The sequence below is a fragment of the Streptomyces sp. NPDC034085 genome (assembly GCF_055575555.1).
On sequence record NZ_JBVISL010000015.1, the window covers coordinates 32,969 to 58,431 of the forward strand.

The following is a 25,463-nucleotide window of genomic DNA, read 5'->3' on the forward strand; positions in this document are numbered from 1 at the left end:
CCCCGGGCCGGCGCGGCCACCGCGCCCGGGGTTCCTTTCCACGACCTGTCCGCGTCCGCCCGGGCGGGACGCGGGCTCCCTAGCGTGGGAACACCATCGGCACCGAGAGCTGGAGCGGACTCATGGCAGATCCCGGGCACGTGGAGACCTTCAACCGGATCGCGCCGCGCTACGACGCCAAGTTCGGCAAGGACTGCGAGACCGCCCACGACGCCGTGCTCGGCTGGGCGGCCGAAGCGGGTCTGCGGCCGCGGACCGTGCTCGACATCGGCTGCGGCACCGGAAAGCTCCTCGAAGAAGCGGGTTCCCGCTGGCCCGGGGCGCGCTTGTACGGCATCGACCCCGCCGACCGCATGGTGGAGATCGCCCGGAGGCGGCTGCCCGGGGCCGAGCTGGCGGTCGGCCGTGCCGAGCGCCTGCCGCTGCCCGACGCGAGCGTCGACCTCGTGGTGAGCACCACCGCCTTCGGTCACTGGTCGGACGCCGCGGCGGGGCTGCGGGAGGTGCGCCGGGTCCTGTCCCCGGGCGGCTCCGTCATGATCGCCGAGCACGCTCCGCCCGGAGTGCTGCTCGGGCTGCTGCTCAAGGTGATGGGGCGCCTGCCCCGGCTGTACGACGTCGACGGGATGCGCGCCCTGGTCGAGAACGCCGCGCTCACTCCCGAGCGTCTGGAGACCGTCCCCGGAACCTTCGTCGTCACCCACGCGACCCGCAACGGCTGATCCGGGCGCCGCCGCCCGGACCCGCCGCGCCAGACCGAGTTGGACCAAGGAGAATCACATGGCCAGTTCCCCGTCCGTGCTGATCGTCGGCGCGGGGCCGACCGGTCTCGCCCTCGCCGCCGAGCTCGCCGCGGCCGGGATCGCCTGCCGTGTGCTCGACAAGCGGACCAGCCCCTCGCCCCACTCGCGGGCCTTCGGTCTGCTGCCCCGCACCCTCGAACTCCTCGACATGCGCGGGCGTGCCGAGTCGTTCGTGGCGCAGGGCCTGCCCTGGGCGCACGCCGCGCTCGGAGACGGGAAGCGCTGGCTGGACTACCGCGACGTCGACAGCCCCTTCCCGTACATGCTCGTCATCCCGCAGAGCCGCACCGAGGAGCAGCTGACCTCCTGGGCCCTGGACTCGGGCGCCGTCATCGAGCGCGGAGTGGCCGTGACCGGGCTGCGGCAGCATGAGCAGGGCGTCGAGGTCGAGGTGGAGGGGCCGCAGGGCGCGCGCACCGAGCACGCCGACTTCGTCGTGGGCTGCGACGGGGTGCACAGCACCGTGCGCCGGCTCTCCGGCATCTCCTTCCGGGGCTCCTCCTACGACAGCTCCCTGATCGTGGCCGACGTCCGGCTGGCCACGCCGCCGGACCCCCAGGTGTACGCCCGTACCGGCAAGCGCGGCATGGTCGTCCTCTTCCCGTTCGGCGACGGCACCTTCCGGCTGATCGCGCTCGACCACGCGCGGATGGGGGCACCCGTGGACGAGCCCGTGACCGTGGACGAACTGCGGGAGAGCTGCCAGGCCGTCCTGGGCACCGACTTCGGGCTCCACGACCCGCTGTGGATGTCCCGCTTCCGCAGCGACCAGCGGCTCAGCGACCGCTACAGGCTCGGCCGGGTCCTGCTCGCGGGCGACGCGGCGCACACCCACATACCGTCCGGCGGGCAGGGCCTGCAGACCGGGATCCAGGACGCCATGAACCTCGGGTGGAAGCTCGCCGCCCACCTGTCGGGGCGGGCGCCGGCCCACCTGCTCGACACCTACCAGCGCGAGCGCCGTCCCATCGCGGCCGCCACCTTGCGCCGCACCGACCTGGTCTACAAGTTCGAGGTCTCCGCCTCCGCGGGGGCCCGCCTGTTGCGCGGGCTCACCACCCGCCTGATGGGTATGGCGCCCGTACAGAACTCCGTCCTGGAGGAGCTGTCCGGGCTGACGCTGCGCTACCGGCCGCTGCCCGGCGCCCCGGACGGGGCCGTGCACCGGCTGGTCGGCCGGCGGATGCCCGACACCGCGCTGCGCTCGCGCGACGGGGTGGAGGGCCGTCTGTACACCCACTTCCGCGCGGGTGCCTTCGTCCTGCTCGACCAGTCCCACGGCGGCTTCTGCGCCGATGTGGCCGAGGAGGGCTGGGCGGACCGCGTCACGGCCGTCCGCTCGGTGAGCGTCGGCCGCAGGATCCCGAAGGCCCTGCCGGAGGCGGTGCTGGTCCGCCCGGACGGCTACGTCGCATGGGCGGGCCACGCCGGAGACACCCCGGCCCTGCGGGCCGCGCTGCGCCACTGGTGCGGCGAGCCGCAGGCCCCGGGCGCGGGGCGGGAGCGGTCGGCTGTGCCGGCCGTGGCCCCCGCAGCGGTGTGATCTGATTTTCAGCAGGCCCCCGGTCGCCCCGGGGGCCTGTTCCCGTACGCCCCGAACGAGCGGAAACAGGATGCCGGACAGCCCCTTCCCCCACAGCAGCACGGAATGGATCAGGGTGGTCCGCGCCCGGACCCACAACCTGAAGGACGTCACCGTGGACATTCCACGGGGCGGCATCGTCGCCTTCACGGGGGTCAGCGGCAGCGGAAAGACCTCGCTGGCGATCGACACGGTCCACGCGGAAGCCCAATTGCGCTATCTGGAGGGCCTCTCCCCCTTCGTCCGCCAGTACATCACCCCCAAGGACCGTCCCCAGGTGGACCGCATCGACGGCCTCGGCGCCACCCTCGCCGTGGACCAGCGCCGTCTCAACCGCCACTCGCGGTCCACCGTCGCCACGATGACCGGCATCGACTCCTACCTCGGACTGCTCTACTCCAGGCTGCCCGCGGTCGCCGGCGGCGGACCGGAGCTGTCCAGCGGCCACTTCAGCCGCTACAGCCCGGAAGGCGGCTGCCCGGCCTGCCACGGCGCCGGCGCCACGCCCCACGCCGACCCCGACCTGATCATCACCCACCCCGGCCTGCCGCTGCTGGAGGGCGGATCGCCGTGGTTCGACAAACTGCGCTCGCCGGAGCAGGTCGCGGTGCCCTTCCTGGCCGAACGCCACGGCGCCGACCTCTCCCGGCCGTGGCGGGAGCTGCCCGAGTCCTTCCGCCACGCCCTGCTCCACGGAACGGGCGAGGAGCCCGTGAGCGTCAGCGTCCAGGTCCCCAACAAGAACACCGACGCCGAGGTCGTCTACCAGCTCAACCAGCCGCTGCGGGGCGCGCTGGCCGAGGTCGAGCGGCTGTTCGCCGCCGCCGGCACCGAGAACGCCAAGCAGCGCTACCTGCCGTACATGCGCCAGGTCCCCTGCCCGCAGTGCGGGGGCAGCGGCTACGGGGAGGCCGCCCGTACGGTGTCCCTGGCGGGCGTCACGTACCAGGAGCTGTCGGCCCTGCGGGTCCACGAGGCGCAGGAGTGGGCCGCCGAGCTCTCCGGAGTCCTCGGCGGCGTCCAGCGCGAGATCGGGGAGGCGCTGCTGCCCGAGGTGACGAACCGGCTGCGGCTGCTCGACCGGCTGGGCCTGGCCCACCTCGAACTCGGCCGCACCGCCCCGACGCTCTCCGGCGGGGAGCTCCAGCGGGCCCGTACGGCCGCCCAGTTGAGCACCTCGCTGACCGGCATCGTCTTCGTGCTGGACGAGCTGGGTTCCGGGCTGCACCCCGCCGACAAGCAGAAGCTGCGCGACATCCTGGAGCACCTGCGGGACTCCGGCAACACCGTGCTGCTCGTGGAGCACGACCCGGACATCGTGGCCCAGGCGGACTGGGTCATCGACCTCGGCCCCGGCGCCGGCCGCGGCGGCGGCCGGGTGATGTTCTCCGGCCCCCCGCACGAGCTCGCTGCCCACCCCGACTCGGTGACCGGCCGCTACCTGGACCGCAGCCGCCCGCGGATCACCCGCGCCCGGGCCGGCGCCGCCGCCGGGAAGTGGCTGGAGTTCAAGGACATCCGGGCGCACACCGTACGGGTGGACGAGCTGCGCATCCCGCTGAACACCCTGACCTGCTTCACGGGCGTCAGCGGAAGCGGCAAGAGCAGCCTGCTGGGCCATGCGGTGGCCCCCGCCCTCACCGCCGCCCTCGCCGGCTCCGCCCATCCCGGTGTCGGCGCGGTCACCGGGATCGAGGCCGTGGCCTGGGTGGACTGCGTCGACCAGAGTCCGATCGGCCGCACCCCGCGCTCCAACCCGGCCACCTACACCAAGGCCTTCGACGCCATCCGCAAGCTGTACGCCGCCACTGACCGGGCCCGCGCGCTGGGCCTGGGCGCCTCGGCCTTCTCCTTCAACGCGGCTGCGGGACGCTGCGAGGCGTGCACCGGCTACGGCAAGAAGCTGGTGAACATGCACTTCCTGCCCGACGTGTGGGCGACCTGCGACGTGTGCGACGGACGCAGGTTCACGCCCGAGGTCCTGTCGGTCACCTACCGGGGACTGGCCGTCGACCAGGTGCTCGACCTGACCGTCGACGAGGCGGCGGAGTTCTTCGGCGAACCGCGCGCGCTGAACGCCATGCTGCGGGCCCTCCAGCAGGTCGGTCTCGGCTACCTCCAGCTGGGCCAGAGCGCCACCGACCTGTCGGGTGGCGAGGCCCAGCGCCTGAAGCTGGCCGAGGCGATACGCCGGGGCGCCGTGGGCGGCCGCGGCGGCGTGGTGCTGCTGGACGAGCCGCTGACCGGGCTGCACCCGGCCGACGTCCAGCGGATGGTGGGTGCCTTCGACGCCCTGCTGGCGGCGGGCCACACCCTGCTGGTCGCCGAGCACGACCTGCACCTGGCGGACAGCGCCGACTGGCTGGTCGACATGGGTCCGGGAGCCGGTGAGCACGGCGGGCGCGTCGTCGCCGAAGGCACTCCGGCGCAGGTCCGGGCGACCGACAGCGCGACGGCCGGCCACCTGCGCCGTCTGGTGGACGACCGGCGCGGCTGAGCGACGCGAGAACGCCCGGCCGGTGGTGTCCACCGGCCGGGCGTTCCCGTGCGGGGCCGCGAGGGGCGCCCCGTGAGGGTCAGACCGTTTCGCGCTGCTCCGCCGCGGACTCCTGCTGCGGTTCGTCCTGCTTCCTGGGCAGTGCGAGGAGGCACAGCACGATCAGCACCGGGATACCCAGCGACCACAGGAACCCGGCCTGGAAGCCCTCGGTCAGCGCCTCGGGGGTCTCGCCGCCGAAGGACGCGGACACCGCCGCCGTCACCCCGCTCAGGATGGCCAGGAAGAGCGCCGCACCGATCTGCTGCGAGGTGCCGAGCAGACCCGAGGCCAGCCCCTGCTCCTCGTCGGGGACGCCCGTGGTGCACAGGATCATCGACGGGGCGAAGCTCAGGGCCGCGCCGATACCGCCGATCGCGAGGCCGGGGAAGACCTGTGCCCAGTACGAGCCGTCGACCGTGACGAAGCTCAGCAGCAGCGAGCCCACGGCGAACAGCACGGCCGAGGCCAGCAGCAGGGTCCGCACGCCGAACTTCTGCACCAGCGGGCCCATGCGCATCGAGACGCCCAGGATGAGCACGGTGACGGGAGCGAAGCCCAGACCCGCCATCATGGGGCTCATCCCGATGACCTGCTGCATGTAGAGCGTGCCGAGGAACACCGATACGGTGGCGCCGCCCGCCGTCAGCATGCAGATCATGTTGCCGTAGCGCACGTTGGGGTTGCGGAACATCGACAGGCGCAGGACGGGGTTCTCGACGCGTCCCTCGTGCACCACGAAGAACACCAGCAGGACCGCGCCGAGCACACCGCTGATCAGTACGGGCAGGCCCACACCGCGCTCGGCGGCCTGCGACACGGCCGTGACGATCAGCACCACTGCGGCCGTGAGGAGGCCGGCACCCGCCATGTCGATGCGCCCCGTGGTGCGCGACTGGTCCTTGCGGACCAGCCGGGCCACGGCCATGATCACGATCAGGCCGAGCGGCACGTTGATGAGGAAGATGGACCGCCAGCCCGCGAGGTCGGCGAGCACGCCGCCGAGCAGCTGGCCGGCGATGGCACCGCCCGAGGAGACCGCTCCCCACAGCCCGAGCGCCTTGTTGCGCTCCTCCCCCTCCCCGAAGCTGGTGGTCACCAGCGACAGGGCCGCCGGCGAGACCAGCGCGGCGCCGAAGCCCTGCACCGCGCGGGCCACGAACAGCGTCAGCTCGTTGGGGGCGATGCCGCACAGCCCCGAGGCGAGGGTGAACAGGGAAAGACCGATGAGCAGGATCCGCTTGGGGCCGAACAGGTCGGCCGCGCGGCCGGACGCGACCAGGAACCCGCCGAAGGCGAGGCCGTACGCCGTACTGACCCATTGGATGTTGGCCGCGGAGATGTTCAGCTGCGACTGCATCGAGGGGACGGCGACCGCCACCACCGCGACGTCCAGGATCAGCATGAACTGGGCCAGACACAGCAGTGTGAGGAGGGTCTTCCCCGCCTTGGCGCTCGTCGCGCCCTGCTCGGCGACCATGTGTTTCACCTCTCGGTTGGAATTGCTGGGAATCAGGCGATTCCCTGCGCGAAGGAGAAGACCTGGTGCCGGTCGTACTTGCGCTTGACCGTGAGCAGCCGCGCGTAGTTCTCGCCGTAGTAGGCCGTCTTCCAGTCGGTCAGGGAGGGGTCGATGAAGTTCTGGTAGCTCTCGCGGTTCGAGTACGGGTCGATGGCCTTGAACCCGGCCTCCGCCCAGGCCCGCCCGGCCGCCTCGTCCTCCGGCGTGTACTTCGCGTCGTTGAGGCCCAGCGAGTAGCCGGCGTAGAACTCGGTGTCGCGGTGCACGAAGGCGGTGTCGGTCCGGCCGGGCTCCTTGGCGGCGCCGCCGAGGGCGAAGAAGCTGAGGAAGCGGAACTGGCCCGCCCGCGGGTTGGCGACGAAGGCCTCCAGCGCCTTGTCGATGCCGGAGTCCGGGATGGCCGCGGAGAAGAGCCGGCTGCGGTCGATCGCGAAGTTCGTGCGGGGCACCGCCGCCTCGGGCGAGTAGCCGACCGTGTGGCACTGCTCCGGCGTCAGCTCCGCGCAGCCGTAGTAGGACATCATCGCCTTCTGGTACGGCTGCTCCTCGACCGAACGGGTGGTGGGAGCGCTGCCGGCGTCGCGCACGAAGGCGTCGAGCACGGCGGTGAACGCGTCGGGGCGGCCCAGCCAGCCGCCGTAGACCAGCAGTTCGGGACGGCCGGTACCGGCGTCCAGCCACTGCACGCCGAGTCCGGCGCCGAGGTCGCGGGAGCCGCCGATGACCCAGCGCTGCCATGCCGCGATGACCTTCTGGGCGGCTTCCCAGGGCCAGGTGAGGTTGAAGTTCACGATGGACGGCACGTGCGTGGGCTTGACCTCGAAGCTGGTGACCACGCCGAAGTTGCCGCCACCGCCACCGCGCACCGCCCAGAACAGGTCGCAGTTCTCGGTGGCGGAGGCGGTGACGCGGCGGCCGTCGGCGAGCACGACCCTGGCCGAGACGAGCCGGTCGAGCGCCATGCCGAACTTGCGGGTCTGCCAGCCCAGTCCACCGCCCTGGATGAACCCGCCCGGGCAGACGCCCGGGCACAGTCCGCTGACGACCGAGACGCCGCGCGGCGCCAGCTGGGTGAGGGCGTCGACCTGCTGGATGCCGGGGCCCATGACCACCGTGTCCGCGGTCAGGCGGACGGAGTTGAGGCGGGAGACGTCGAGGACCAGTCCGGTCGTCGTGGAGTAGCCGCCGAAGCTGTGGCCGCCACTGCGCGGCACCAGACGCAGGCTGTTGTCCTGGGCGAAGGCGAGCGCCGTGCGCACGTCCTCCTCGCTCTGGCAGTAGGCGACGGCCTGCGGGCGGATGGCGTCGAACTGTCCGATGGCCAGTCGGCTGGCCTGCTCGTAGCGCGCGTCGGCGGGCAGGACGAGGTCGCCGGACAGCCGGCTGCTGAGCTTGCTCCAGTCGATGCCCGCACGGCGCCCAGGGCTGACGTCCGCCGCCGCGGCGGACGCCACACCCGCGACCATGGAGCCGCCGACGGCGGCGGCCGCCGCTCCTGCACTCATCCGCAGTACGGCACGGCGCTCAAACATGGTTCTCCCCCTGGTGGATTCGGCGCGGGCACGGGAAGTGAAGGCGTCAGATCCGCATTCACGTCGGCAGCGATTGTGAATGCGGCGTGATCCATCCGCACTCGAATCTTTCGGGGTGCTGACAGACGACCGCTACGAGGCCGCGTCGGCCGGCTCCAGGACGTAGCCCCGCCCCCACACCGTGCGCAGGCCGAGGCCGAGCGGGTTCACCCGTCGCCGTATGCGCATGATGTGAAGGTCCAGGGCATTGCGGCTGGGCTGCGAAGTGCGGGAGAGCGCTTCCAGCAGGATTTCCCGCGGGACGACCTTGGAAAACGATTCTGCGAGGCGGTTCACGAGGTCCGTCTCGGTCGGGGACAGCACCGCGGACATCCTCCGGAAGCGCAGCACGCCGTTCGGGTCCACGGTCGGCACGTGGTCGGCGCTCCCCTTGACGCGCAACGAGTCGATCCGTGCGCGCAGGTCGCTCCTGCTGACCGGCGTACGCACCCAGTCCTCCAGGATGTCGGTGCACACCGGAGCCTCGACCCCCGCCTCAAGCACCAGCAGCCGCATGACCCCCTGGTCCCGGCACGCCTCGCGCCGGGCTGCGTCCACCGGCCACCGGATCAATTCCACTTTGGTCTCAAGTGTGTCGAGCACAGAAGCAAACCCTCCCTGTGTCATTGGCACGGCGCTATTCCGAATAGACACGGTCGCCTCAGCACGGTAGCCAGGACGCTCCCCGCCCAGCAGGCGTCTCCAGTTGGTCTCAAGCGGTTTTCCGCGCGGGAGTGGAGAACCGCTCGGGAGAATCGAACAAGGGGCGCGCGCGGGCATAGCGTCGTCCCTTACGGGAAGTTCCGGCCGAGGGATGGAGATCCGTGCCCGTCAACGCCAGTCCTGCGTCCGTCCGGTCGCCGTCCGACACCGACGTCGGTGTGCGCCTGTTCGTGTTCCACCACGCGGGCGGCTCCCATTTCCTGTACCGGGACTGGCCCGGCCTCTTCCCGGCGGGCTGGGACGTGCGGCTTCTGGACGCGCCGGGCCACGGGCGGCTGATGGGGCAGCCCCCGTACGTCGACGCCGCAGCCCTCGCGGACCACTTCCTGGCGGCCCTCGACTCCGAACTCGACGTCCCTTACGCCCTGTTCGGCCACAGCATGGGCGGCCTGATCGCGTACGAGCTGGCACTGCGGCTGAGCGGGGCGGGGCGCACCCCGCCGGCGTGGCTGGGCATGTCGGGTCGCGGCGCACCGGGGCACGGCAGTCGCCGCCGCGTCCCGCGCCACCTGCTGGCGGACGAGGACCTGCGTCGGGAACTGGCCGCCCTGGGCGGCACTCCCGCCGAGGTACTCGACCATCCCGGGATGTGGCAGATGTTCGAGCCGGTGATCCGGGCGGACCTGAGGCTGGTGGAGACCTGGCGGCCCGACCTGTCGGCGGCGCCGCGGACGGCCGTGTCGGTCTTCGGCGGGATCTCGGACCCGAGCGTCCCGCACGGGCACCTGGCCGCCTGGGCGGGCCGGACCGAACATTTCATCGGCATGCACCTGTTCGAGGGTGGCCACTTCTACTTCCTTCCCGACCCCCGGGACCTGATCAGCCGGATCACCGGGGACATCCGGATCGCCAGGCACCTGTCCGGCCCGGCCCGGCCCCGCTGAGTTCCTGCCGCGTCCTGCCCCCGGGACCTACAGGGGGGCGCCGAGCGGCCCGAGCCGCGGTTCCAGGACCCGTGCCCAGTGGGCGCCGAAGTCCGGCTGCGTACCGTCGGCGTCGGTGAACCCGTACTCCTCGTACAGGCCCCAGGTGGACAGCGCCCGGCCCGTCTTCGCCATGACGTCAGGGTCCGCCGCCAGCGCCGCCACGGCCCGGCCCAGGTAGGCGGGGGTCTCGGAATGGGCGAAGTCCGGGTCCTTGGCCACGGCGTCCCGCCAGTTGGCCTCGGTGACGCCGAAATGCTCCAGCATCGCCTCCGAGCGCAGGAAGCCGGGGGTGATCGCGACGGCGGCGACGCCGTGGTCCTTCAGGTCGGCGGCCTGGGCGAAGGCCAGCCGGATGACCGTGGACTTGGCGACGTCGTAGAAGAAGGACCCCCGGTACCGGGCGGTGTTGCCGTCGGTGACCTCCACGACCAGGCCGCTGCGGCGGGCGGCCATCAGCCCCACCGCGTACCGGCTGGTGATCACGTGGGTCTCGACGGCCTGGCGCAGCAGCCGCAGGCCTTTCTCCAGGTCCTGTTCCCACAGCGGACTGCTCCAGTCGGTCAGCCGGTCCCCGCCCCAGACGCAGTTGACCAGGACGTCCAGGCGTCCGTCCTGTTCGGAGTCGATCCGCTCGACCAGCGCGCGGACCTCCTCGGCGCTGCTGTGGTCGGTGCGCACGGGGATGCCCACACCTCCCGCTGCGGTGACCGCGCGCGCCGTCTCCTCGATGGTCTCGGGGCGGCCCATCTCGGAGCGGCCGGCCGAGCTGCTGCGGCCGGTGACGTACACCGTCGCCCCGGCGGCCCCGAGCTCGACGGCGATGCCCCGGCCGCCGCCGCGGGTGCCTCCGGCGACGAGCGCCACCTTGCCGGCCAGCTTCCGGCCGCTGCCGGTCATGACCCCTCCGTGTCGGAGCCGCCGTGCGGGGGGACGTGGGGGGCGAGGGCGGTGATGATCTCGCGCTCGAGCCGGTGCGGCAGCGTGCCCTCGCGGTCCAGGGCCCAGGTCAGTCCCGCGCCCGCCACGACCGTCTGGATCGTGGCGGCCAGTGCCGCGACGTTCGTGCCGGCCGACAGCTCTCCGTTGTCCACCGCCTCGGCGAGCAGGGACTCGTACACCCGTCGCTGGGCCCGGTGGATGGTGAGGGCGTGCTCGTGCAGCTCCGGATCCGCGAGGTCGAGGCACAGGAAGGCCAGATGGTTCGCGTAGACCTCCGGCGTGGTCATCACGGCCATGGTGGTCACGGCGAGGTCCGTCACGGCCATGAGGGCGGTTGCGTGCTCGTCGCGCGCGCCTTCGTACATGGATTCGGCGTGCTTGGCGGACTCCTGCGCGAGGGCCAGCATGAGCCCCCGTTTGGAGCCGAACCGCTGTACGAGGGTGCCCGGGACCACTCCCACCTCGCGGGCCACGGCGGCGAGCGTGAGCCCTGCGGGCCCGACCTGACCGATCACGTCCGCCGCCGCACGCAGGATGGTCAGGTCGTCGACTCCCCGGGGACGTCCCATCACGGTTCCCTCCACGCCTTTGAGTAAATGACTGTTCATTTATTAAAGCAGCCAGGCGCCCTCTCCGCCAAACTCCGGCGGTGCAGCCGGGAGTTCAGGCACTCGCTTCCGCGGCCGCGCGGGAACGGACGGTGGCGCGCAGCTCACCGCGTACGGGCTTGCCGACGGGGGTGCGCGGCACGGCGTCGATCGCCTCCACCCGGCGGATGCGCTCGAAGGGCGCCAGGCGGGTGTTGGCGCGGGCGGCGATCTCCTCCAGTACGGCGGGGCCGGCGCCGGCGTCGCGCAGCACGATGCCCGCCCACGTGACCGATCCGTGCACGGCGTCGGGCCAGCCGACGACCGCGCACTCGGCGACCCGGGGATCGGAGCCGAGGACCCGCTCGACGGCGCTGGGCGAGACGAGTTCGCCGTCGTGCAGGAACACGTCGCCGAGGCGGTCGACGAGGAACAGCTGCCCGTCCGGGCCGATCCGGCCGACGTCCCCGGTGGAGAACCAGCCGCCCTCCGCCACGGGCGGTCCCCCCTCCCCGAGGTAGCCGGCCATCAGCTGCGGCCCGCGCACCTGCACCTCACCGGTCTCCCCCGGACCCAGCGGCACCCCCGTCCCCGGGTCCACGACACGGCACTCCGTCCCGGGCACCGGCGCGCCCACCGAACCGGGCGCCGGGCGGTCCGGGGTCTGGGAGTGGGTGAGCGGGGACAGTTCGGCCAGGCCGTAGCCCTGGAGGACGGGTACGCCGAGCCGCTCTCCCAGGACCCGGGCGGCGTCCGGGGCGAGGGCGCTGCCGCCCGACAGGACGGCGGTCAGCCGGGGCCCGGCGGGGACGCCGGGGAGCGGGGCGCCGTGGAGGCGTTCGTCGGCGGCGAGCCGGTGCAGGCGGGCGGGCAGCCCGTAGTAGTGGGTGGCTCCGGTGCTCTCGGCGAGCGCGAGCGAGGCCAGCGGCTCCGGGTCGGGGCACAGGACCTGGCAGGCGCCCGCGTACACGGCCGAGTTGAGGTGCATCGGCAGGTGGAGCGGCAGGTGGTTGAGGGTGACGGAGTCCGCCCCGAGGCGGTGCGCGGTGGCGGTCTGCGCGGCGTTGGCGACGAGGTTGCGGTGGGTCAGGCGCACCCCCTTGGGCCGGCCCGTGGTGCCCGTCGTGAACTGTACGCACACCTCCGCGTCCGGATCGAAGGCGGCGGGCTCGCCGGAGGGCGCGCAGCGGGCGGCCGCGGCGACGGCGTCCAGGACGAGGTCCAGCGGGACGGTGTCCCCGGGGACGGGACCGTCCCCCGCGCCGGTGACCAGGACGAGGGACAGGCACGGCGGCCGGTCGCCGGGGTCGGCGAGCAGCGCGGCGGTGGTGCGGGGCACGACGGCCAGCTCCGCCCCCGCCGACGCCAGCACCTTCCCGAGCCGGGTGGGCGAGACGAGCGGGTTCAGCAGGACGACGGTGTTGCCGCTGCGGACGGTGCCGTAGTAGGCGGCGGCGAAGTCGGCGTCGAGGGTGTTCGCGATCCCGACGCGGGCCCCGCGGCGGCCGACCGAGCACTCCAGGTAGGCGGCGATCCGGTCGGCCCGGGCGTCGAGTTCGCCGAAGCTCAGCGTCCGGTCGCCCACGCGGAGCGCGGGGGCGCCGGGGGCGCGCTCGGCGGCCCGGCGGAGCAGTCCGTCGAGCGGAAGGTGCGGCAGGTGCGGCAGGTGCGGCGGTTCCGGTTGGGCCAGGGCCGGCACGGCTCTGCTCCCCTCTGCGCTGGGCGCTCCCGGTGACAGGGCCCTCCCACGGTCCGCGCCGGGGCTTGAAAGGCCGTCGAAGACCGCTCGAACCGGGCTGGGGGGTCCGCACAGGAGACGTCGCAGCGCAGGCGGGACTGTGCGGACACCCCCGTGCCCCTCCCCGGGGGCGCGGTCAGCCGAGGTTGGCGAGGGCCCGGGCGAGGGCCCGGGCGAGGGCCCGGTCGGATCCGGCGACCAGCACCGGCGGGGTGCTCCAGCCGTACGCGCCGATCCGCCGGGCGACCTCGTGCGCGAGCTCCGCCGCGCCCGGGTGTCCGCCGAGCGCGACCGGTTCCCCGGCGGCCAGGGCGGGCGCCAGCGCGGCCAGGGCGGCCGCCGCGGTCGGGGCGGTGGTGACCAGCTCCGGTGCTCCGGGGTACCGGAGCGCGAACCGGTCGTAGCAGTCCTCGGCGGCGCCCGGCGGCGGGAGCAGGCAGACCCGGCCGGCCCCGGCCGCGGCGGCCGGGCGCAGGGTCCGCGCGGCCGGCACCGGGTCCGGGGCCACCCGGGGCAGCGGTGCCCCGTGCAGCGGTGTCAGCGCTTCGCCGACGGTCGTGCTCGGCCCGGCCTCGGACGGCAGGCGGCGCAGCAACAGGGCGGTCTGCCACAGCAGTTCGGCGGCGTCCCCGTCCGCGAACCGCGTCCGGTCGTGCACGGCGGTCAGCGTGAGCCCGCCGTCCCGGTCGTGCCGCGCCGAGACGGCGACGGGCACCCCGCTGCAGGCCCCGACCAGCTCTCCTTCCCCGTCCGGCAGACCCGGCTCCGGCGGTGGCTGCGGGTGGGGCCGGGTCCGGGGGCCGGACCCCGGCCACGGCGCCGCACCGGCCCGGCCTCCCCCCTCCGGCGGGAGGAAGGCCAGCACCGACTCCGTGACCGGGCTCCCGGGGGCCCACTCCCGGATCTGCCCGGCGGAGACCCACTCGTACGCCGCGAGGTCCACCGCCCGGCCGCCGAGTTCCCCCAGCAGCTCCGCCACCGTGGCGTCCGCGCGGACCTCCACCGCCACCGGCAGGGCGTTCCCGAGCGGTCCCGGCAGCTCCCCGGCCCCCTCCAGCGGGATCCCCCGCCCGGAGACGGCCGCCGAGAAGGCCACCGGCACGGCCGCCCCGCCCGGCCCGCCGCCCCCCGCCCGGTACAGCAGCAGCGCCCACACCGCGTGCAGCGCGGTGCTCTCGGCGGCGCCGAGCAGCGCGGCCCACGCGCGCAGCCGGCCGGCCTCCGCCGGGGTGAGCCGCTGGCGGGTGCGGCCGTGCCCGCGCTGGTGGGTGGGCCCCCGGTCCAGGGCGGGCAGGGTCACGCTCCCGGCGGGCGGCGCGGCCCGCGACCAGTACGCCCGGGCGGGGGCGAGGTCCCGGCTGCCGACCCACCGGAGGTGGTCGCGCAGGTCGGGCCGCCGCTCCCCGCCCCGGGGCCGGCCGTCGGCGGCGTAGGCGCGGTGGAAGGAGCGCACCAGGTGGCCGGCGCCGACCCGGTCGAGCAGCGCGCGGTGGTAGGTGAGCAGCACCCGCGTGCCGCCGTCCGCCTCGTCGAGCAGGGCGATCCGCAGCGGCCCGGGCCGCGTCAGGTCGAACTCGCGCTTCCGCTCGGCGGCGAGAAGCGCGTCCCAGGCCTCGGGGCCGGCGCCGTCCGGCCGGTGCCGGGTGATCCGCGGGGCGGCGTACGGGTGCACGGCGAAGCCCGGCCGGGCTCCCGCAGCGGGCTCCGCGAGCCCGGTGCGCAGGACGGCCTCCTGGTCGGTGACGGTCTGCCAGGCGCGGGCGAACCGCTCGGGGTCGAGCGGCCCCGGCCGGCGCCAGTGCAGCTGCTCGGCGTGCAGGCCCCGGCCGGGGTGGGTGAGGCCGTCGAGCAGGAGGTCGAGCTGGAGGGGCGCCGCGGGGAGGGTCCGCGGCCGGGGGGCGGCGGCCCGGGCGGCGGACAGCGGCGGGCGGTCACCGGGGGCCGGGCTCATCGCCCCGGGATCAGGGTGCGGACGGCCGTTTCCGCGTGCCGCCGGGCGAGGTGCAGGACGCGGGTGCTCGCGCCGCCGAGGGCGCGGCGTACGTGGTCGCGGGCCTGGGCGAGGTCGGCGCCGGGGCCGAGGACGGGCTCGATGTCCTCCTCGCGGAGCAGGACCTGGTGGCTGGCGACGGCGGTGACCCCGCTCTCGTCGGGGTTGACCGCCCACTCCCCGGTGTGGGCGGCCAGCAGCCGGGGGGTGCGGGTCTGCTTGAAGACGATCCGGCCGGCGTGCGGGAAGCAGACCCGGACCGACTCGGTGGTCTCGGCACGGCCGTCGGCGCCGAGGGTGTCCGCGCTGAGCAGCTGGACGCCCTGGCGGTCCTCGACCACGTCGGCCCGGGTGATCTCGGGGAGGTGGACGGGCCAGTCACCGGCGCGGTAGAGGAAGTCGTAGACGAGCTCGGAGGGGCCGTGGACGCGGACCGAGTCCTCGAAGGTCAGCAGCAGGCCGTCGAGCTTCGCCCACAGCTCCGCGGTCTCCTTCAGCTGGTCGAGTTCGGCGCGGCTGTTGGTGTCGGTGGCCCGGGTGAGCCATTCGGCGCCGGCCGGGTCGTCGCCGCGGACCGCGAACCGGTGCAGCAGGGTCAGCCGGGAGCGGGCGGCGCCCAGTTCCTCGACGGCCCACCGGCCGCCCATGGCGGTGGCCGGGGGCGCCGGCACCTCCTGGTGGAAGTCGATGGTCCGCCGGCGGGGGTCCAGGGAGCGCTGGGAGACCCAGGAGGTGACCGTTCCGTTGGCGGTGGCCCACATGCCGAAGCGGTCCCTGGTCCCGTCGAAGTCCAGCCGCTCGACGTGGACGCTGGGCGGGACGAACAGCGGCCACTGGGTGGTGTCCGCGATCAGCGCGTAGACCACGCCCGCGGGGGCGGCGACGTCCACCGAGTACGACGTGTGCTGCACACGCTCATCCGACATCGGATCACACCTCTCTCAACCTCGCTCCCGACCATCGCGGGCGGCGGCGGAGGAGCACTCGAAGGGGCCTGGACCCCGGCTGCACCGGTCGTCCACGGGCCCTCGCGAGGAGGCCCGCCCGGTCGTCCGCGCGCCCGCGCGAGGACGGCCCGCCCGGTCGCCTGCCCCGGGACGCCGGGCTCAGACCCCGCGCGGCCCCCGGCTCGAGCGCCGCTCAGGCGTCCGCCTCAGGCCCCCGCCTCGGCTGCCGCCCGCCGGCGCAGGCCGCGGCGCAGCGAGCGCCGCTCCGGCTTGCCCGTGGGCGAGCGCGGGACGGCGTCGACGACCTCGACCCGCCTGATCTGCTCGTGCGGCGCCAGCCGGGCGTTGGCGCCCTCCACGATCGAGTCCAGTACGTCGAGCAGTCCGGGGGCGGTCGGGTCGGCGAGGACGATGCCGAGCCAGACGACGGCTCCGTGGACGGGGTCGGGCCAGCCCACGACCACGCAGTCCTCGACCCGGGGGTCGGCGGCGACGACGGCTTCGACGGCGGTCGGCGAGACGAGTTCGCTGTCGTACGAGAAGACGTCGTCGAGGCGGTCGACGAGGAACAGCTGCCCGTCCGGGCCGATCCGGCCGACGTCCCCGGTGGAGAACCAGCCGCCCTCCGCCACGGGCGGTCCCCCCTCCCCGAGGTAGCCGGCCATCAGCTGCGGCCCGCGCACCTGCACCTCACCGGTCTCCCCCGGACCCAGCGGCACCCCCGTCCCCGGGTCCACGACACGGCACTCCGTCCCGGGCACCGGCGCCCCCACCGAACCGGTGCCGGTCACGCCGTCGGGCCGCTGGGAGTGGGTGAGGGGGGAGAGCTCGGCCATGCCGTAGCCCTGGAGGACCGGTACGCCGAGCCGCTCGCCCAGCAGCCGGGCGTCTGCCGGGGCGAGCGCGCTGCCGCCGGAGAGGACCACGGTCAGCCGCCTGGGCCGGCCGGGGAGGGGGTCCGGCAGGCCGGCGCCCGCCGGGCCCTCGGCGAAGCGCAGGTCGGCGGCGAGCTGGTGCAGGCGGGCCGGCAGGGTGTAGAGGTGCGTCGCTCCGGTGCGGTCGGCCAGGTCGAAGGCGGCGGCCGGGCGGGGGCAGGGGCACAGCACCTGGCAGGCGCCCGCGTACACGGCCGAGTTGAGGTGCATCGGCTGGTAGAGCGGCAGGTGGTTCAGGGTCACCGCGTCGGCGTCCAGCCGGTGGGCGGCGGCCGTCTGCGCCGCGTTCGCGACGAGGTTGCGGTGGGTGAGCCGCACCCCTTTGGGCCGGCCCGTGGTGCCCGTCGTGAACTGCACGCAGGCTTCCGTGTCCGGGTCGAAGGCCGCGCGGGGGCGGGGCGGCGCGGGCGGCGCGGAGTCCAGGGCGACGGACAGCGGCAGGGCGTCGCAGGGGACGATCCCGTCGGGTGCGTCGGTGACGACGACCGCGCGCAGCAGGGGCAGCCGGTCCGCCATCTTGACCAGCTGTTCGGCGGTGACGGTGGGCACGAAGGCGGTCTCGACCGCGGCGTCCTCGCAGACGTGGCGCAGCCCGGCCGCCCTGACCAGCGGGTTGAGGAGGACGACGGTGTTCCCGCTGCGCAGGGTGCCGTAGTAGGCGGCGGCGAAGTCCTCGTCGAGGGTGTTCGCGACGCCGACGCGGGCCCCGCGCCGGCCCAGGGCGTGTTCCAGGTAGGCGGCGAAGCGGTCGGCGCGGGCGTCGAGTTCCGCGAAGGTCCGCAGGCCGTGGGCGGTACGGACCGCGCAGGCGGCGGGGTCGCGCCGCGCGGCCAGCCGCAGCAGCCCGTCAACGGGCAGTTCCGGGTATCTGAAGATCGGCACGGTGCTGTCCTCCTGATCGGGCTGATCCCGGCCCATCAGGGTCCTCACCTCCGGTTGAGGCCCCTTGGAAGGGCACTGGATCCGGCCGCACCGACCGCCCGCCCGCGCCGCCCGACCGTTAACGCCGTTAACGCCGCCACCCCTCAGGACGGCAGATACCGTTAACGCCGTTAACGCCGTTAACGCCGCCAACCCACAGAACGGCAGGGACCGTTAACGCCGTTAACGCCGTCAACGGCCTGCCCGTTCAGGCCGAGCAGGCGGGCAGGCCGCCGTGGAAGGCGACCATCTCGCGGAACATCCCCTCGATGTCGAGCGGCCGGCCCGGCGGTGCTCCCGCCGCCTCCGCGTAGGCGCGGTGCAGGTTGGGGACCAGGCGCTCGCTGTCGAGGAGCTCCGCGTAGGGCCCGAGGTCCGCCTCGTGCGCGGTCTCCAGCGGGGTCAGTCCGGCCGCGATGCCCTCGGCGGCCAGCCGCTGTACGTGGCGCAGGTACCCGGCGGTGGTGTCGAGGAGCTCGGGGCCGCCGACCGGGCCGTGCCCGGCGACGACGGTGCGCGGGCCGAGGGCGCGCAGCGCCTCGACGGCGGCGAGCGAGCCGGCGACCGAGCCGGACAGGCAGAACGGTGTGGCTCCGGACATCACGACGTCCCCGGTGAACAGGACCCGCTGCTCGGGCAGCCACACCACGGTGTCGCCGGCGGTGTGCGCGGCGGTGCCCGGGTGCAGCAGCTCGGCCCGGGTGTCCCCCACGGCCAGGGTGAGCGCGTCGCGGAAGGTCAGCCCGGGCAGCTCCACGCGGACCTCGCCCCAGGGGACGTCCGGCCACAGGCCGGTCAGGTGCAGCCCGGCGAGGGCCATCTCCTCCCGGGTCCTCTCGTGCGCGACGACCAGCGCCCGGTCGGCGAAGAACCGGTTGCCGAAGGTGTGGTCGCCGTGCGCGTGGGTGTTGACCACGAAGCGCGGGGCCTCGGGGGTGACCCGTGCGACGGCCTCCTTCAGCGCCCTCGCCCGCGCCTCGGTGGCGGCCGTGTCGATCAGCGCGGGCTCGCCGCCCGCGCCGCGGCCGCCGGTGACCAGGCCCGCGTTGTTGAGGCACCAGCCGCCGTCCGGCTGGACGTACGCGTACACGTGCTCGGCCACCTCCCGCATCCGGGGGGCCGCGGCGGGGCCGGTCACCGGCCCCGGACCACCAGGGCCGCGTTGAAGCCGCCCCGGCCGCGCGCGAGGACCAGGGCCGTGCGCATCCGCCCGGGCGTACGGACCTCGGTCACCAGGTCGATCGGGCAGTCCCCGGCGGGCGGCCCGGTGTGGACGGTCGGCGGGATCACCCCGTCCCGCAGGGAGAGCAGGGCGGCGGCCAGGTCGAGGGAGGAGCCGCCCGCGGCGAGCCGGCCCGTCATGGTCTTGGGGGCGGTCACCGGGACCGCGTACTCCCCGAAGAGGTCCGCGATGGCCCGGGCCTCGTCCCGGTCGGCGGCGCGGCGGCCGGCCGCGTCGGCGAAGACGACGTCGACGTCGGCGGGGGCGAGCCCGGCCTCGCGCAGGGCCAGCGCGGCGGCGTCGCCGAGGCGCGGGGCTCCGCCGGAGCCGGGCGGCGGGTCGAAGGTGGCGGCGTAGCCGGCGACGGTGCCGTACACGTCGGCGCCCCGCTCCCGGGCGGCGGCCGCGTCCTCCAGGACGAGCAGCGCACCGCCCTCGCCGACCACGTGCCCGCCGGCGTCGGCGGAGAAGGGCAGGTAGGCGCGGGCCGGGTCCTCGGCGGTGCTCAGCTCGCCGGTGGCCAGGTGGGCGGCCCAGCCCCAGGGGCAGAGGGAGGAGTCCATGCCGCCGGTGACGACCAGCCGGATGCCCTTGCGGATCTGGCGGCGGGCCTGGGCGACCGCGTCGAGCCCGCCGGCCTGCTCGCTGACGAGCACGCTGTTGGGGCCGCGCATGCCGTTCCTGATGGAGATCTGGCCGCTGTTGACGGCGTAGAACCAGGCGAAGGACTGGTACGCGCTGACGTACTGGCCGCCCTTGCTCCACAGGGCCTGGAGCTCCCGCTGGCCGAACTCGTAGCCGCCCGCGGAGCTGGCGGTGATCACGCCCGCCGCGTAGTCGGGCAGCTGTGCCGGGTCCACGCCGGCGTCGTTGAGCGCCTCGTCGGCCGCGGTGAGGGCGAGCCGGGTCACCTGGTCGGTCTGCGGCAGCAGCCGGCCGGGCAGGTGCTCGGCGGCGTCGAAGCCGGGGACCTCGCCGGCCAGCCCGACGGGGTACGGGGAGGCGTCGAAGCGGGTGAGGGGGCGGATGCCGTTCTCGCCGCGCAGGACGGCGGCCCACCAGGCCCCGGTGCCCAGGCCGTTGGGGGCGGCGACGCCGATTCCGGTGACGACCGGGTCGGCGGAGGCCGCCCCGGCCGACATGGCGGGAGCGGGGGCGGGCGCGGTGACGGTGTCCGTGGTCATGCGGCATCTCCCAGACGCGGGCGGGTCAGGATCATGGCGCTCTGGAAGCCGCCGAAGCCGCTGCCGACGCTGAGCACGGCGTCGGTGCGGTGCTCGCGGGCGGTCAGCGGGATGTAGTCCAGGTCGCAGCTCGGGTCGGGGGTGCGCAGGTTCGCGGTCGGGGGGACCGTGTTGTGCTCGATGGCCAGGGCGCTCGCGGCCACCTCCAGGGAGCCGATGGCGCCCAGGGAGTGGCCGATCATCGACTTGATGGAGCTGACCGGGACCTCGTAGGCGCGCTGTCCGAGGGCGCGCTTGAAGGCGGCGGTCTCGTGCCGGTCGTTCTGCTTGGTGCCGGAGCCGTGGGCGTTGACGTAGTCGACGGCGCCCGGGTCGAGGCGGGCCTCGTCGAGGGCGACGGTGATGGCCTCGGCCATCTCGCGGCCCTCGGCGCGCAGTCCGGTCATGTGGTAGGCGTTGCCGCGGCTGGCGAAGCCGGCGATCTCCGCGTACACGTGGGCGCCGCGGCGCCGGGCGCTCTCCAGCTCCTCCAGGACGAGGACGGCCGAGCCCTCGCCGAGGACGAACCCGTTGCGGGTGGCGTCGAAGGGCCGGGAGGCGGTCGCGGGGTCGTCGTTGCTCGGCGAGGTGGCCTTGATGGCGTCGAAGCAGGCGACGGTGATCGGGGAGATGGGGGCTTCGGTGGCGCCGGTGACCATCACGTCGGCGCTGCCCTCGCGGATCAGCTCCACGGCGTGGCCGATGGAGTCCAGTCCGGAGGTGCAGCCGGTGGAGACCATGGAGACGGGCCCCTGGGCGCCGACCCGCCAGGCCACCTCGGCCGCCATCGAGCTGGGCACGAAGTAGTCGAACAGGTGCGGCACGGCGAGGGTGTGGTCGACCTCCCAGGTGGAGCCGCCCTTGCTCACCGCGTTGTACTCGGTGTCGAGGCCGGTGGTGCAGCCCACCGCGCTGCCGAGGGTGACACCGGTGCGCGCCGGGTCCAGGGCCGCCGTGTCGAGGCCGCTGTCGCGCACCGCCTCGTCGGCGCTGACCAGCGCGAACTGCGCGGCCCGGTCCAGGCGGGCCGCGTCCTCGGGGGTGAAGCCGTGGGCGAGCGGGTCGAAGTCCACCTCGGCCGCGATGCGGGAGCGGAAGCCCGTGGCGTCGAAGAGGCTGATGGCACGGGTCGCGGTCCGGCCGGAGGTGAGCCGGGCCCAGTACTCCCCGGTGCCCACTCCCCCGGGTGCGACCACGCCGATCCCGGTGATGACGACGCGTCGGTTCATGGGGTGTCCTTCACGGTGAGTCCTTCTTCTGTGCTGGCTTCGGCGAGCCGCGACCGGACCGCGCGGCGCAGGGAGCCGATGACGGCGGCCACGTCCTCGTCGCTGAGGCCGGGGTGCAGGGGCAGGCGCACGGTGCGGTCGACGGCCCAGTCGCAGGCGGGGAGCCGGGCCGCCGGGGCGTCCTCGGCGGGGTCCTGGACCCGGACCCGGTGCAGGGGGGCGTAGTGGGAGGTGGTGTAGATCTCCTCGGCGAGCAGGTCGGCGACGACCTTGTCCTTGATGGCGGGGTCCAGCTGCACCCAGTACAGGCAGTGGGTGGTGTCCTGGCCCTCGGGCAGCGGCGGGGGCGTCAGCAGCCCCTCGGTCCCGGCCAGCTCCCGGTCGTAGCGCTCGGCGATCCGGGTGCGCCGCTCCACCATCTCGGGGAGGCGGCGCAGCTGTACGTGGCCGATGGCGGCGGTCAGGTCGTTGCCGACGATGCCGCGCCCGTACTCGGGCAGGTCGGGCTCGCCCCCGCCGGCGGGGGTGGTGTGGCCGAAGCTGGTGGCCCGTACGAGGCCGCGGTGCGCGAGGAGCCTGGTCCGGGCGGCGCGCTCGGGGTCCTTGGCGTACACCATGCCGCCGTCGCCGGTGACGATGACCCGGCCGGGGTCGAAGCTCCAGACGGCGAGGTCGCCGAAGGTGCCGGCGGGCACGCCGTCGACGCGGGAGGCCACTGAGCAGGCGCCGTCTTCGATGAGCAGGACGCCCAGTTCGCGGCAGCGCGCGGCGATGCGGACGACGTCGCCGGTGCGGCCGCCGTAGTGCAGCAGCAGGACGGCCCGGGTGCGCTCGGTGAGGGCGGCCTCGATGTCCTCCAGGGACGGGTTGAGCGTGCGGCGGTCGACGTCGCAGAAGACGGGGCGCCCGCCGCGGGCGGCGATGGCCTCGGCGGTGGGGGGCAGGCCGATGGACGGCAGCACGACCTCGTCGCCGTCCTGGAGGCCGAGGGTCTCGAAGGCCAGGTGCAGGGCGGAGGTGCCGGAGCTGGTGAAGACGACGTGGTCGGCGGGGATCCCCAGGTGTTCGGCGAAGGCCGCCTCGAAGGCCCTGGTCCGCCGTCCGCTGCCGAGCCGCCGGTCGTGGAACACCCCGGCGACCGCGTCGAGTTCCTCCGCTCCGACCTGGGGCTGAAACAGGTTGATCATGGTCGCCTCTCACGTGCGGGTGTCCGTCCGAGCTTGTGGACGGCCGCTCGACGCCCGATGGAGGCCCGGTGGTCCCCGTACCGGCGGACCGCCGTCCGGGGCAGGTGGCGGCGCTGCGCCGACGGGGTGGCCCGGCCCGGTCCGAGAGCCCTTCGAGCACCCCTCCACCGAGGTGGCGGAGTCTCCGCGTGCGTCACCCGTCGAAAACCGCCGAGGAGTTCACATGCCGGACCAGGACCAGGACCAGACCAAGCGTGTTGCCGTTGTCACGGGCGCGACCAGCGGTATCGGCCTGGAAGTGGCCCGCACCCTGGCCTCCTCGGGCCACCGCGTCTTCATCGGCGCCCGCGACGCGGACAACGTCGCCCGGACGGTGAAGGAGCTCACCGCCGAGGGCCTGGAGGTCGACGGCGCGAGCGTGGACGTCCGCAGCGGGGAGGGCGTACGGGCCTGGATCGAGGCCGCCGTGCAGCGGTTCGGCACCCTCGACGTGGTGGTCAACAACGCCGGCCGGTCGGGCGGCGGCGTCACCGCCGACATCGCCGACGAGCTGTGGAACGACGTCATCGAGACCAACCTCACCAGTGTCTTCCGGGTCACCCGCGAAGCCCTGAACACCGGCGGCCTGCGCGCCAAGAACCGCGGCCGCATCATCAACATCGCCTCCACCGCGGGCAAGCAGGGCGTGGTCCTGGGCGCCCCCTACTCCGCGTCCAAGCACGGCGTGGTCGGCTTCACCAAGGCGCTGGGCAACGAGCTCGCCCCGACCGGCATCACCGTCAACGCCGTCTGCCCCGGCTACGTGGAGACCCCGATGGCCGAGCGCGTCCGCCAGGGCTACGCGGCCGCGTACGACACCACCGAGGAGGCCGTGCTGGAGAAGTTCCAGGCCAAGATCCCCCTCGGCCGCTACTCCACGCCGCAGGAGGTCGCCGGGCTCGTGGGCTACCTGGCCTCCGACACGGCCGCCTCGATCACCTCCCAGGCCCTCAACGTCTGCGGCGGTCTCGGGAACTTCTGAGTCCCCCGTCCCCGCGCGTCCCCTCACGACCCCCGAACCCGAGGAGCAAGACCATGCCGCAGCAGGGCCTGCGCGAAGTGGAGCACGAGATCACCGTCTCGGCCCCGGCCGCCGCCGTGTACCGGTTGATCGCCGAGGTCCGGAACTGGCCGCGGATCTTCCCCCCGACCCTCTACGTGGACCACGTCCCGCAGGGCGGCAACGAGGAGCGCATCCAGATCTGGGCGATCGCCAACGGCGAGCCCAAGAACTGGACCTCGCGGCGCACCCTGGACCCGGAGCGGCTCACCATCACCTTCCGCCAGGAGATCCCCGCGCCGCCGGTGGCCGCCATGGGCGGCACCTGGATCATCGAGCCGGTGTCGCGGTCCGAGTCGCGGGTGCGGCTGCTGCACGACTACCGGGCGGTGGGCGACGACCCGGCGAGCCTGCTGTGGATAGACCAGGCCGTCGACCGCAACTCGCGCTCGGAGCTCGCCGCGCTCAAGGCCAACGTCGAGCACGCCCACGCCACCGAGGACCTCACCTTCTCCTTCGAGGACACGGTGCGCGTCGACGGCTCCGCCAAGGACGTCTTCGACTTCGTCAACGAGGCGGACCGGTGGCCCGAGCGGCTGCCGCACGTGGCGGTCGTACGCCTCACCGAGGACACCCCGGGCCTCCAGGAGCTGGAGATGGACACCCGCGCCAAGGACGGCTCGGTCCACACCACCAGGTCCTACCGGGTGACCTTCCCGCACGAGAAGATCGCCTACAAGCAGACGACCCTGCCGGCGCTGATGAGCCTGCACACCGGTTACTGGACCTTCGCCGAGGACGGGGAGGGCGGCGTCCTCGCCTCCTCCCAGCACACGGTCACCCTCAACACCGACAACATCGCCCGGGTGCTGGGCCCCGGGGCCACGGTCGAGGACGCCAAGGAGTACGTGCGGACCGCCCTCAGCACCAACAGCACCGCCACCCTCCACCACGCCAAGGCCTTCGCCGAGCAGCGGGCCCGCGCATGACCGAGGGGACGCCTCGGGTCTGGCTGGTCACGGGCGCCTCGCGGGGCCTGGGGCGGGCCGTCGCCGAGGTCGTCCTCGAATCGGGTGACACGGTCGTCGCCACGGCCCGCCGCGCCGAGACGCTCGACGGCCTCGTCCGGCGCTTCGGCGACCGGGTCCTGCCGATGGCCCTGGACGTCACCGACCGCTCGGCGGTGTTCGCCACCGTGGCCGAGGCCGGCGAGCGGGCCGGGCGCATCGACGTCCTGCTGAACAACGCGGGCTACGGGCTGGCCGGGGCCGTCGAGGAGGTCGACGAGCGGCAGGTGCGCGACCAGTTCGAGGTGAACTTCTTCGGCGCGCTGTGGATGTCGCAGGCCGTGCTGCCGCTGATGCGCCGCCAGGGCAGCGGCCACCTGCTCCAGATGTCCAGCATCGCGGGCGTGACCACCTACCCGAACCTGGGCGTGTACTGCGCCAGCAAATGGGCCCTGGAGGCGGTCGGGGAGACCCTGGCCCAGGAGGTCGCGGGCTTCGGCATCAAGGTCACCCTGGTGGAGGCCGGCGAGTTCCGCACCGACTGGAGCGGGGGTTCGATGGTGCGGGCCGCGCCGATGCCCGCGTACGACTCCGTCCTCGCGCAGCGCCGGCACGGCCTGTCGGGGGCCTTCGCGCACCTCCAGCCCGGGGACCCGCGCCGGGCCGGCGTGGCGCTGCTGCGCCTGCTCGAGGCGGAGGAGCCGCCGCTGCGCGTGCTGCTGGGCGCCGGCGCGGCCGACCGGGCCCCGGCCGTCCTGCGCGAGCGCCTCGCCGCCTGGGAGGAGTGGGACCCGCTGGCCCGGACGACGGACTTCCCGCCGCGGCCCGGGCCGTGA

The 25,463-nt window shown here is 74.3% G+C and carries 20 protein-coding genes; 7 read left to right on the forward strand and 13 right to left on the reverse strand.

Going from position 1 to position 25,463, the window contains the following annotated elements:
- Positions 1 to 122 precede the first annotated feature (122 nt).
- From ACZ501_RS32840 to ACZ501_RS32850, 3 genes are all read left to right on the forward strand, one after another.
- Positions 123 to 722: a class I SAM-dependent methyltransferase gene (locus ACZ501_RS32840; RefSeq protein WP_361601488.1), complete on the forward strand. Its 600-nt coding sequence runs from the start codon at positions 123 to 125 to the stop codon at positions 720 to 722.
- Between the two features lie 58 nt (positions 723 to 780).
- Positions 781 to 2,346 (forward strand): FAD-dependent monooxygenase, encoded by a 1,566-nt coding sequence (locus tag ACZ501_RS32845; protein ID WP_468800257.1) that lies wholly within the window; start codon positions 781 to 783, stop codon positions 2,344 to 2,346.
- A gap of 70 nt (positions 2,347 to 2,416) precedes the next feature.
- On the forward strand, positions 2,417 to 4,882 hold the full coding sequence (locus ACZ501_RS32850; protein WP_362457567.1) for an excinuclease ABC subunit UvrA: 2,466 nt from the start codon (positions 2,417 to 2,419) through the stop codon (positions 4,880 to 4,882).
- 79 nt (positions 4,883 to 4,961) lie between these two features.
- Here the strand turns inward: ACZ501_RS32850 and ACZ501_RS32855 are convergent, their stop codons facing one another.
- From ACZ501_RS32855 to ACZ501_RS32865, 3 genes are all read right to left on the reverse strand, one after another.
- Positions 4,962 to 6,401, reverse strand: coding sequence for an MFS transporter (locus ACZ501_RS32855; RefSeq protein ID WP_468800259.1), 1,440 nt, complete (start codon positions 6,399 to 6,401; stop codon positions 4,962 to 4,964).
- A gap of 32 nt (positions 6,402 to 6,433) precedes the next feature.
- On the reverse strand, positions 6,434 to 7,975 hold the full coding sequence (locus ACZ501_RS32860; RefSeq protein ID WP_361601476.1) for an FAD-binding oxidoreductase: 1,542 nt from the start codon (positions 7,973 to 7,975) through the stop codon (positions 6,434 to 6,436).
- 132 nt (positions 7,976 to 8,107) lie between these two features.
- Positions 8,108 to 8,617: a winged helix-turn-helix domain-containing protein gene (locus tag ACZ501_RS32865; protein WP_361601473.1), complete on the reverse strand. Its 510-nt coding sequence runs from the start codon at positions 8,615 to 8,617 to the stop codon at positions 8,108 to 8,110.
- 221 nt (positions 8,618 to 8,838) lie between these two features.
- On the opposite strand from ACZ501_RS32865, the gene ACZ501_RS32870 reads away from it, so the two are divergent.
- The gene (locus tag ACZ501_RS32870; protein WP_468800260.1) at positions 8,839 to 9,621 is read left to right on the forward strand and encodes a thioesterase II family protein; all 783 of its coding nucleotides are present in this window, start codon (positions 8,839 to 8,841) and stop codon (positions 9,619 to 9,621) included.
- Between the two features lie 27 nt (positions 9,622 to 9,648).
- Here the strand turns inward: ACZ501_RS32870 and ACZ501_RS32875 are convergent, their stop codons facing one another.
- From ACZ501_RS32875 to ACZ501_RS32920, 10 genes are all read right to left on the reverse strand, one after another.
- Positions 9,649 to 10,560, reverse strand: a complete 912-nt coding sequence (locus ACZ501_RS32875) for an SDR family oxidoreductase (protein WP_361599386.1) — start codon at positions 10,558 to 10,560, stop codon at positions 9,649 to 9,651.
- Positions 10,557 to 11,171: a TetR/AcrR family transcriptional regulator gene (locus ACZ501_RS32880; protein WP_361599383.1), complete on the reverse strand. Its 615-nt coding sequence runs from the start codon at positions 11,169 to 11,171 to the stop codon at positions 10,557 to 10,559. The genes ACZ501_RS32875 and ACZ501_RS32880 overlap by 4 nt, the downstream gene beginning before the upstream one ends.
- Positions 11,172 to 11,265: 94 nt before the next feature.
- A complete protein-coding gene (locus ACZ501_RS32885) occupies positions 11,266 to 12,888 on the reverse strand; it encodes a class I adenylate-forming enzyme family protein (protein WP_468800261.1) in 1,623 nt (540 codons plus the stop codon).
- Positions 12,889 to 13,063: 175 nt separating this feature from the next.
- A complete protein-coding gene (locus ACZ501_RS32890; RefSeq protein WP_468800262.1) occupies positions 13,064 to 14,878 on the reverse strand; it encodes a condensation domain-containing protein in 1,815 nt (604 codons plus the stop codon).
- Entirely contained in the window at positions 14,875 to 15,843 is a 969-nt protein-coding gene (locus tag ACZ501_RS32895) for an aromatase/cyclase (RefSeq protein WP_468800263.1), read from the reverse strand. The genes ACZ501_RS32890 and ACZ501_RS32895 overlap by 4 nt, the downstream gene beginning before the upstream one ends.
- 227 nt (positions 15,844 to 16,070) lie before the next feature.
- Positions 16,071 to 17,681 carry a class I adenylate-forming enzyme family protein gene (locus ACZ501_RS32900; RefSeq protein ID WP_468800264.1) on the reverse strand — a complete coding sequence of 537 codons (1,611 nt, stop codon included), beginning with the start codon at positions 17,679 to 17,681 and terminating at the stop codon, positions 16,071 to 16,073.
- 247 nt (positions 17,682 to 17,928) lie between these two features.
- Complete coding sequence (locus ACZ501_RS32905) at positions 17,929 to 18,831, reverse strand: MBL fold metallo-hydrolase (protein WP_468800288.1); 903 nt, start codon at positions 18,829 to 18,831, stop codon at positions 17,929 to 17,931.
- Between the two features lie 23 nt (positions 18,832 to 18,854).
- Positions 18,855 to 20,126 carry a ketosynthase chain-length factor gene (locus tag ACZ501_RS32910; protein WP_468800265.1) on the reverse strand — a complete coding sequence of 424 codons (1,272 nt, stop codon included), beginning with the start codon at positions 20,124 to 20,126 and terminating at the stop codon, positions 18,855 to 18,857.
- Entirely contained in the window at positions 20,123 to 21,394 is a 1,272-nt protein-coding gene (locus ACZ501_RS32915; protein ID WP_361599368.1) for a beta-ketoacyl-[acyl-carrier-protein] synthase family protein, read from the reverse strand. Before ACZ501_RS32915 ends, ACZ501_RS32910 begins: the two co-directional genes overlap by 4 nt.
- On the reverse strand, positions 21,391 to 22,581 hold the full coding sequence (locus ACZ501_RS32920) for a DegT/DnrJ/EryC1/StrS family aminotransferase (protein ID WP_361599365.1): 1,191 nt from the start codon (positions 22,579 to 22,581) through the stop codon (positions 21,391 to 21,393). Before ACZ501_RS32920 ends, ACZ501_RS32915 begins: the two co-directional genes overlap by 4 nt.
- 223 nt (positions 22,582 to 22,804) lie before the next feature.
- On the opposite strand from ACZ501_RS32920, the gene fabG reads away from it, so the two are divergent.
- From fabG to ACZ501_RS32935, 3 genes are read left to right on the forward strand one after another with little or no spacing between them, the layout of a single operon-like run.
- Entirely contained in the window at positions 22,805 to 23,602 is a 798-nt protein-coding gene (gene fabG / locus ACZ501_RS32925; protein ID WP_362457547.1) for a 3-oxoacyl-ACP reductase FabG, read from the forward strand.
- Between the two features lie 53 nt (positions 23,603 to 23,655).
- Positions 23,656 to 24,609: an aromatase/cyclase gene (locus tag ACZ501_RS32930; protein ID WP_362457544.1), complete on the forward strand. Its 954-nt coding sequence runs from the start codon at positions 23,656 to 23,658 to the stop codon at positions 24,607 to 24,609.
- On the forward strand, positions 24,606 to 25,463 hold the full coding sequence (locus tag ACZ501_RS32935; protein ID WP_361599356.1) for an oxidoreductase: 858 nt from the start codon (positions 24,606 to 24,608) through the stop codon (positions 25,461 to 25,463). The genes ACZ501_RS32930 and ACZ501_RS32935 overlap by 4 nt, the downstream gene beginning before the upstream one ends.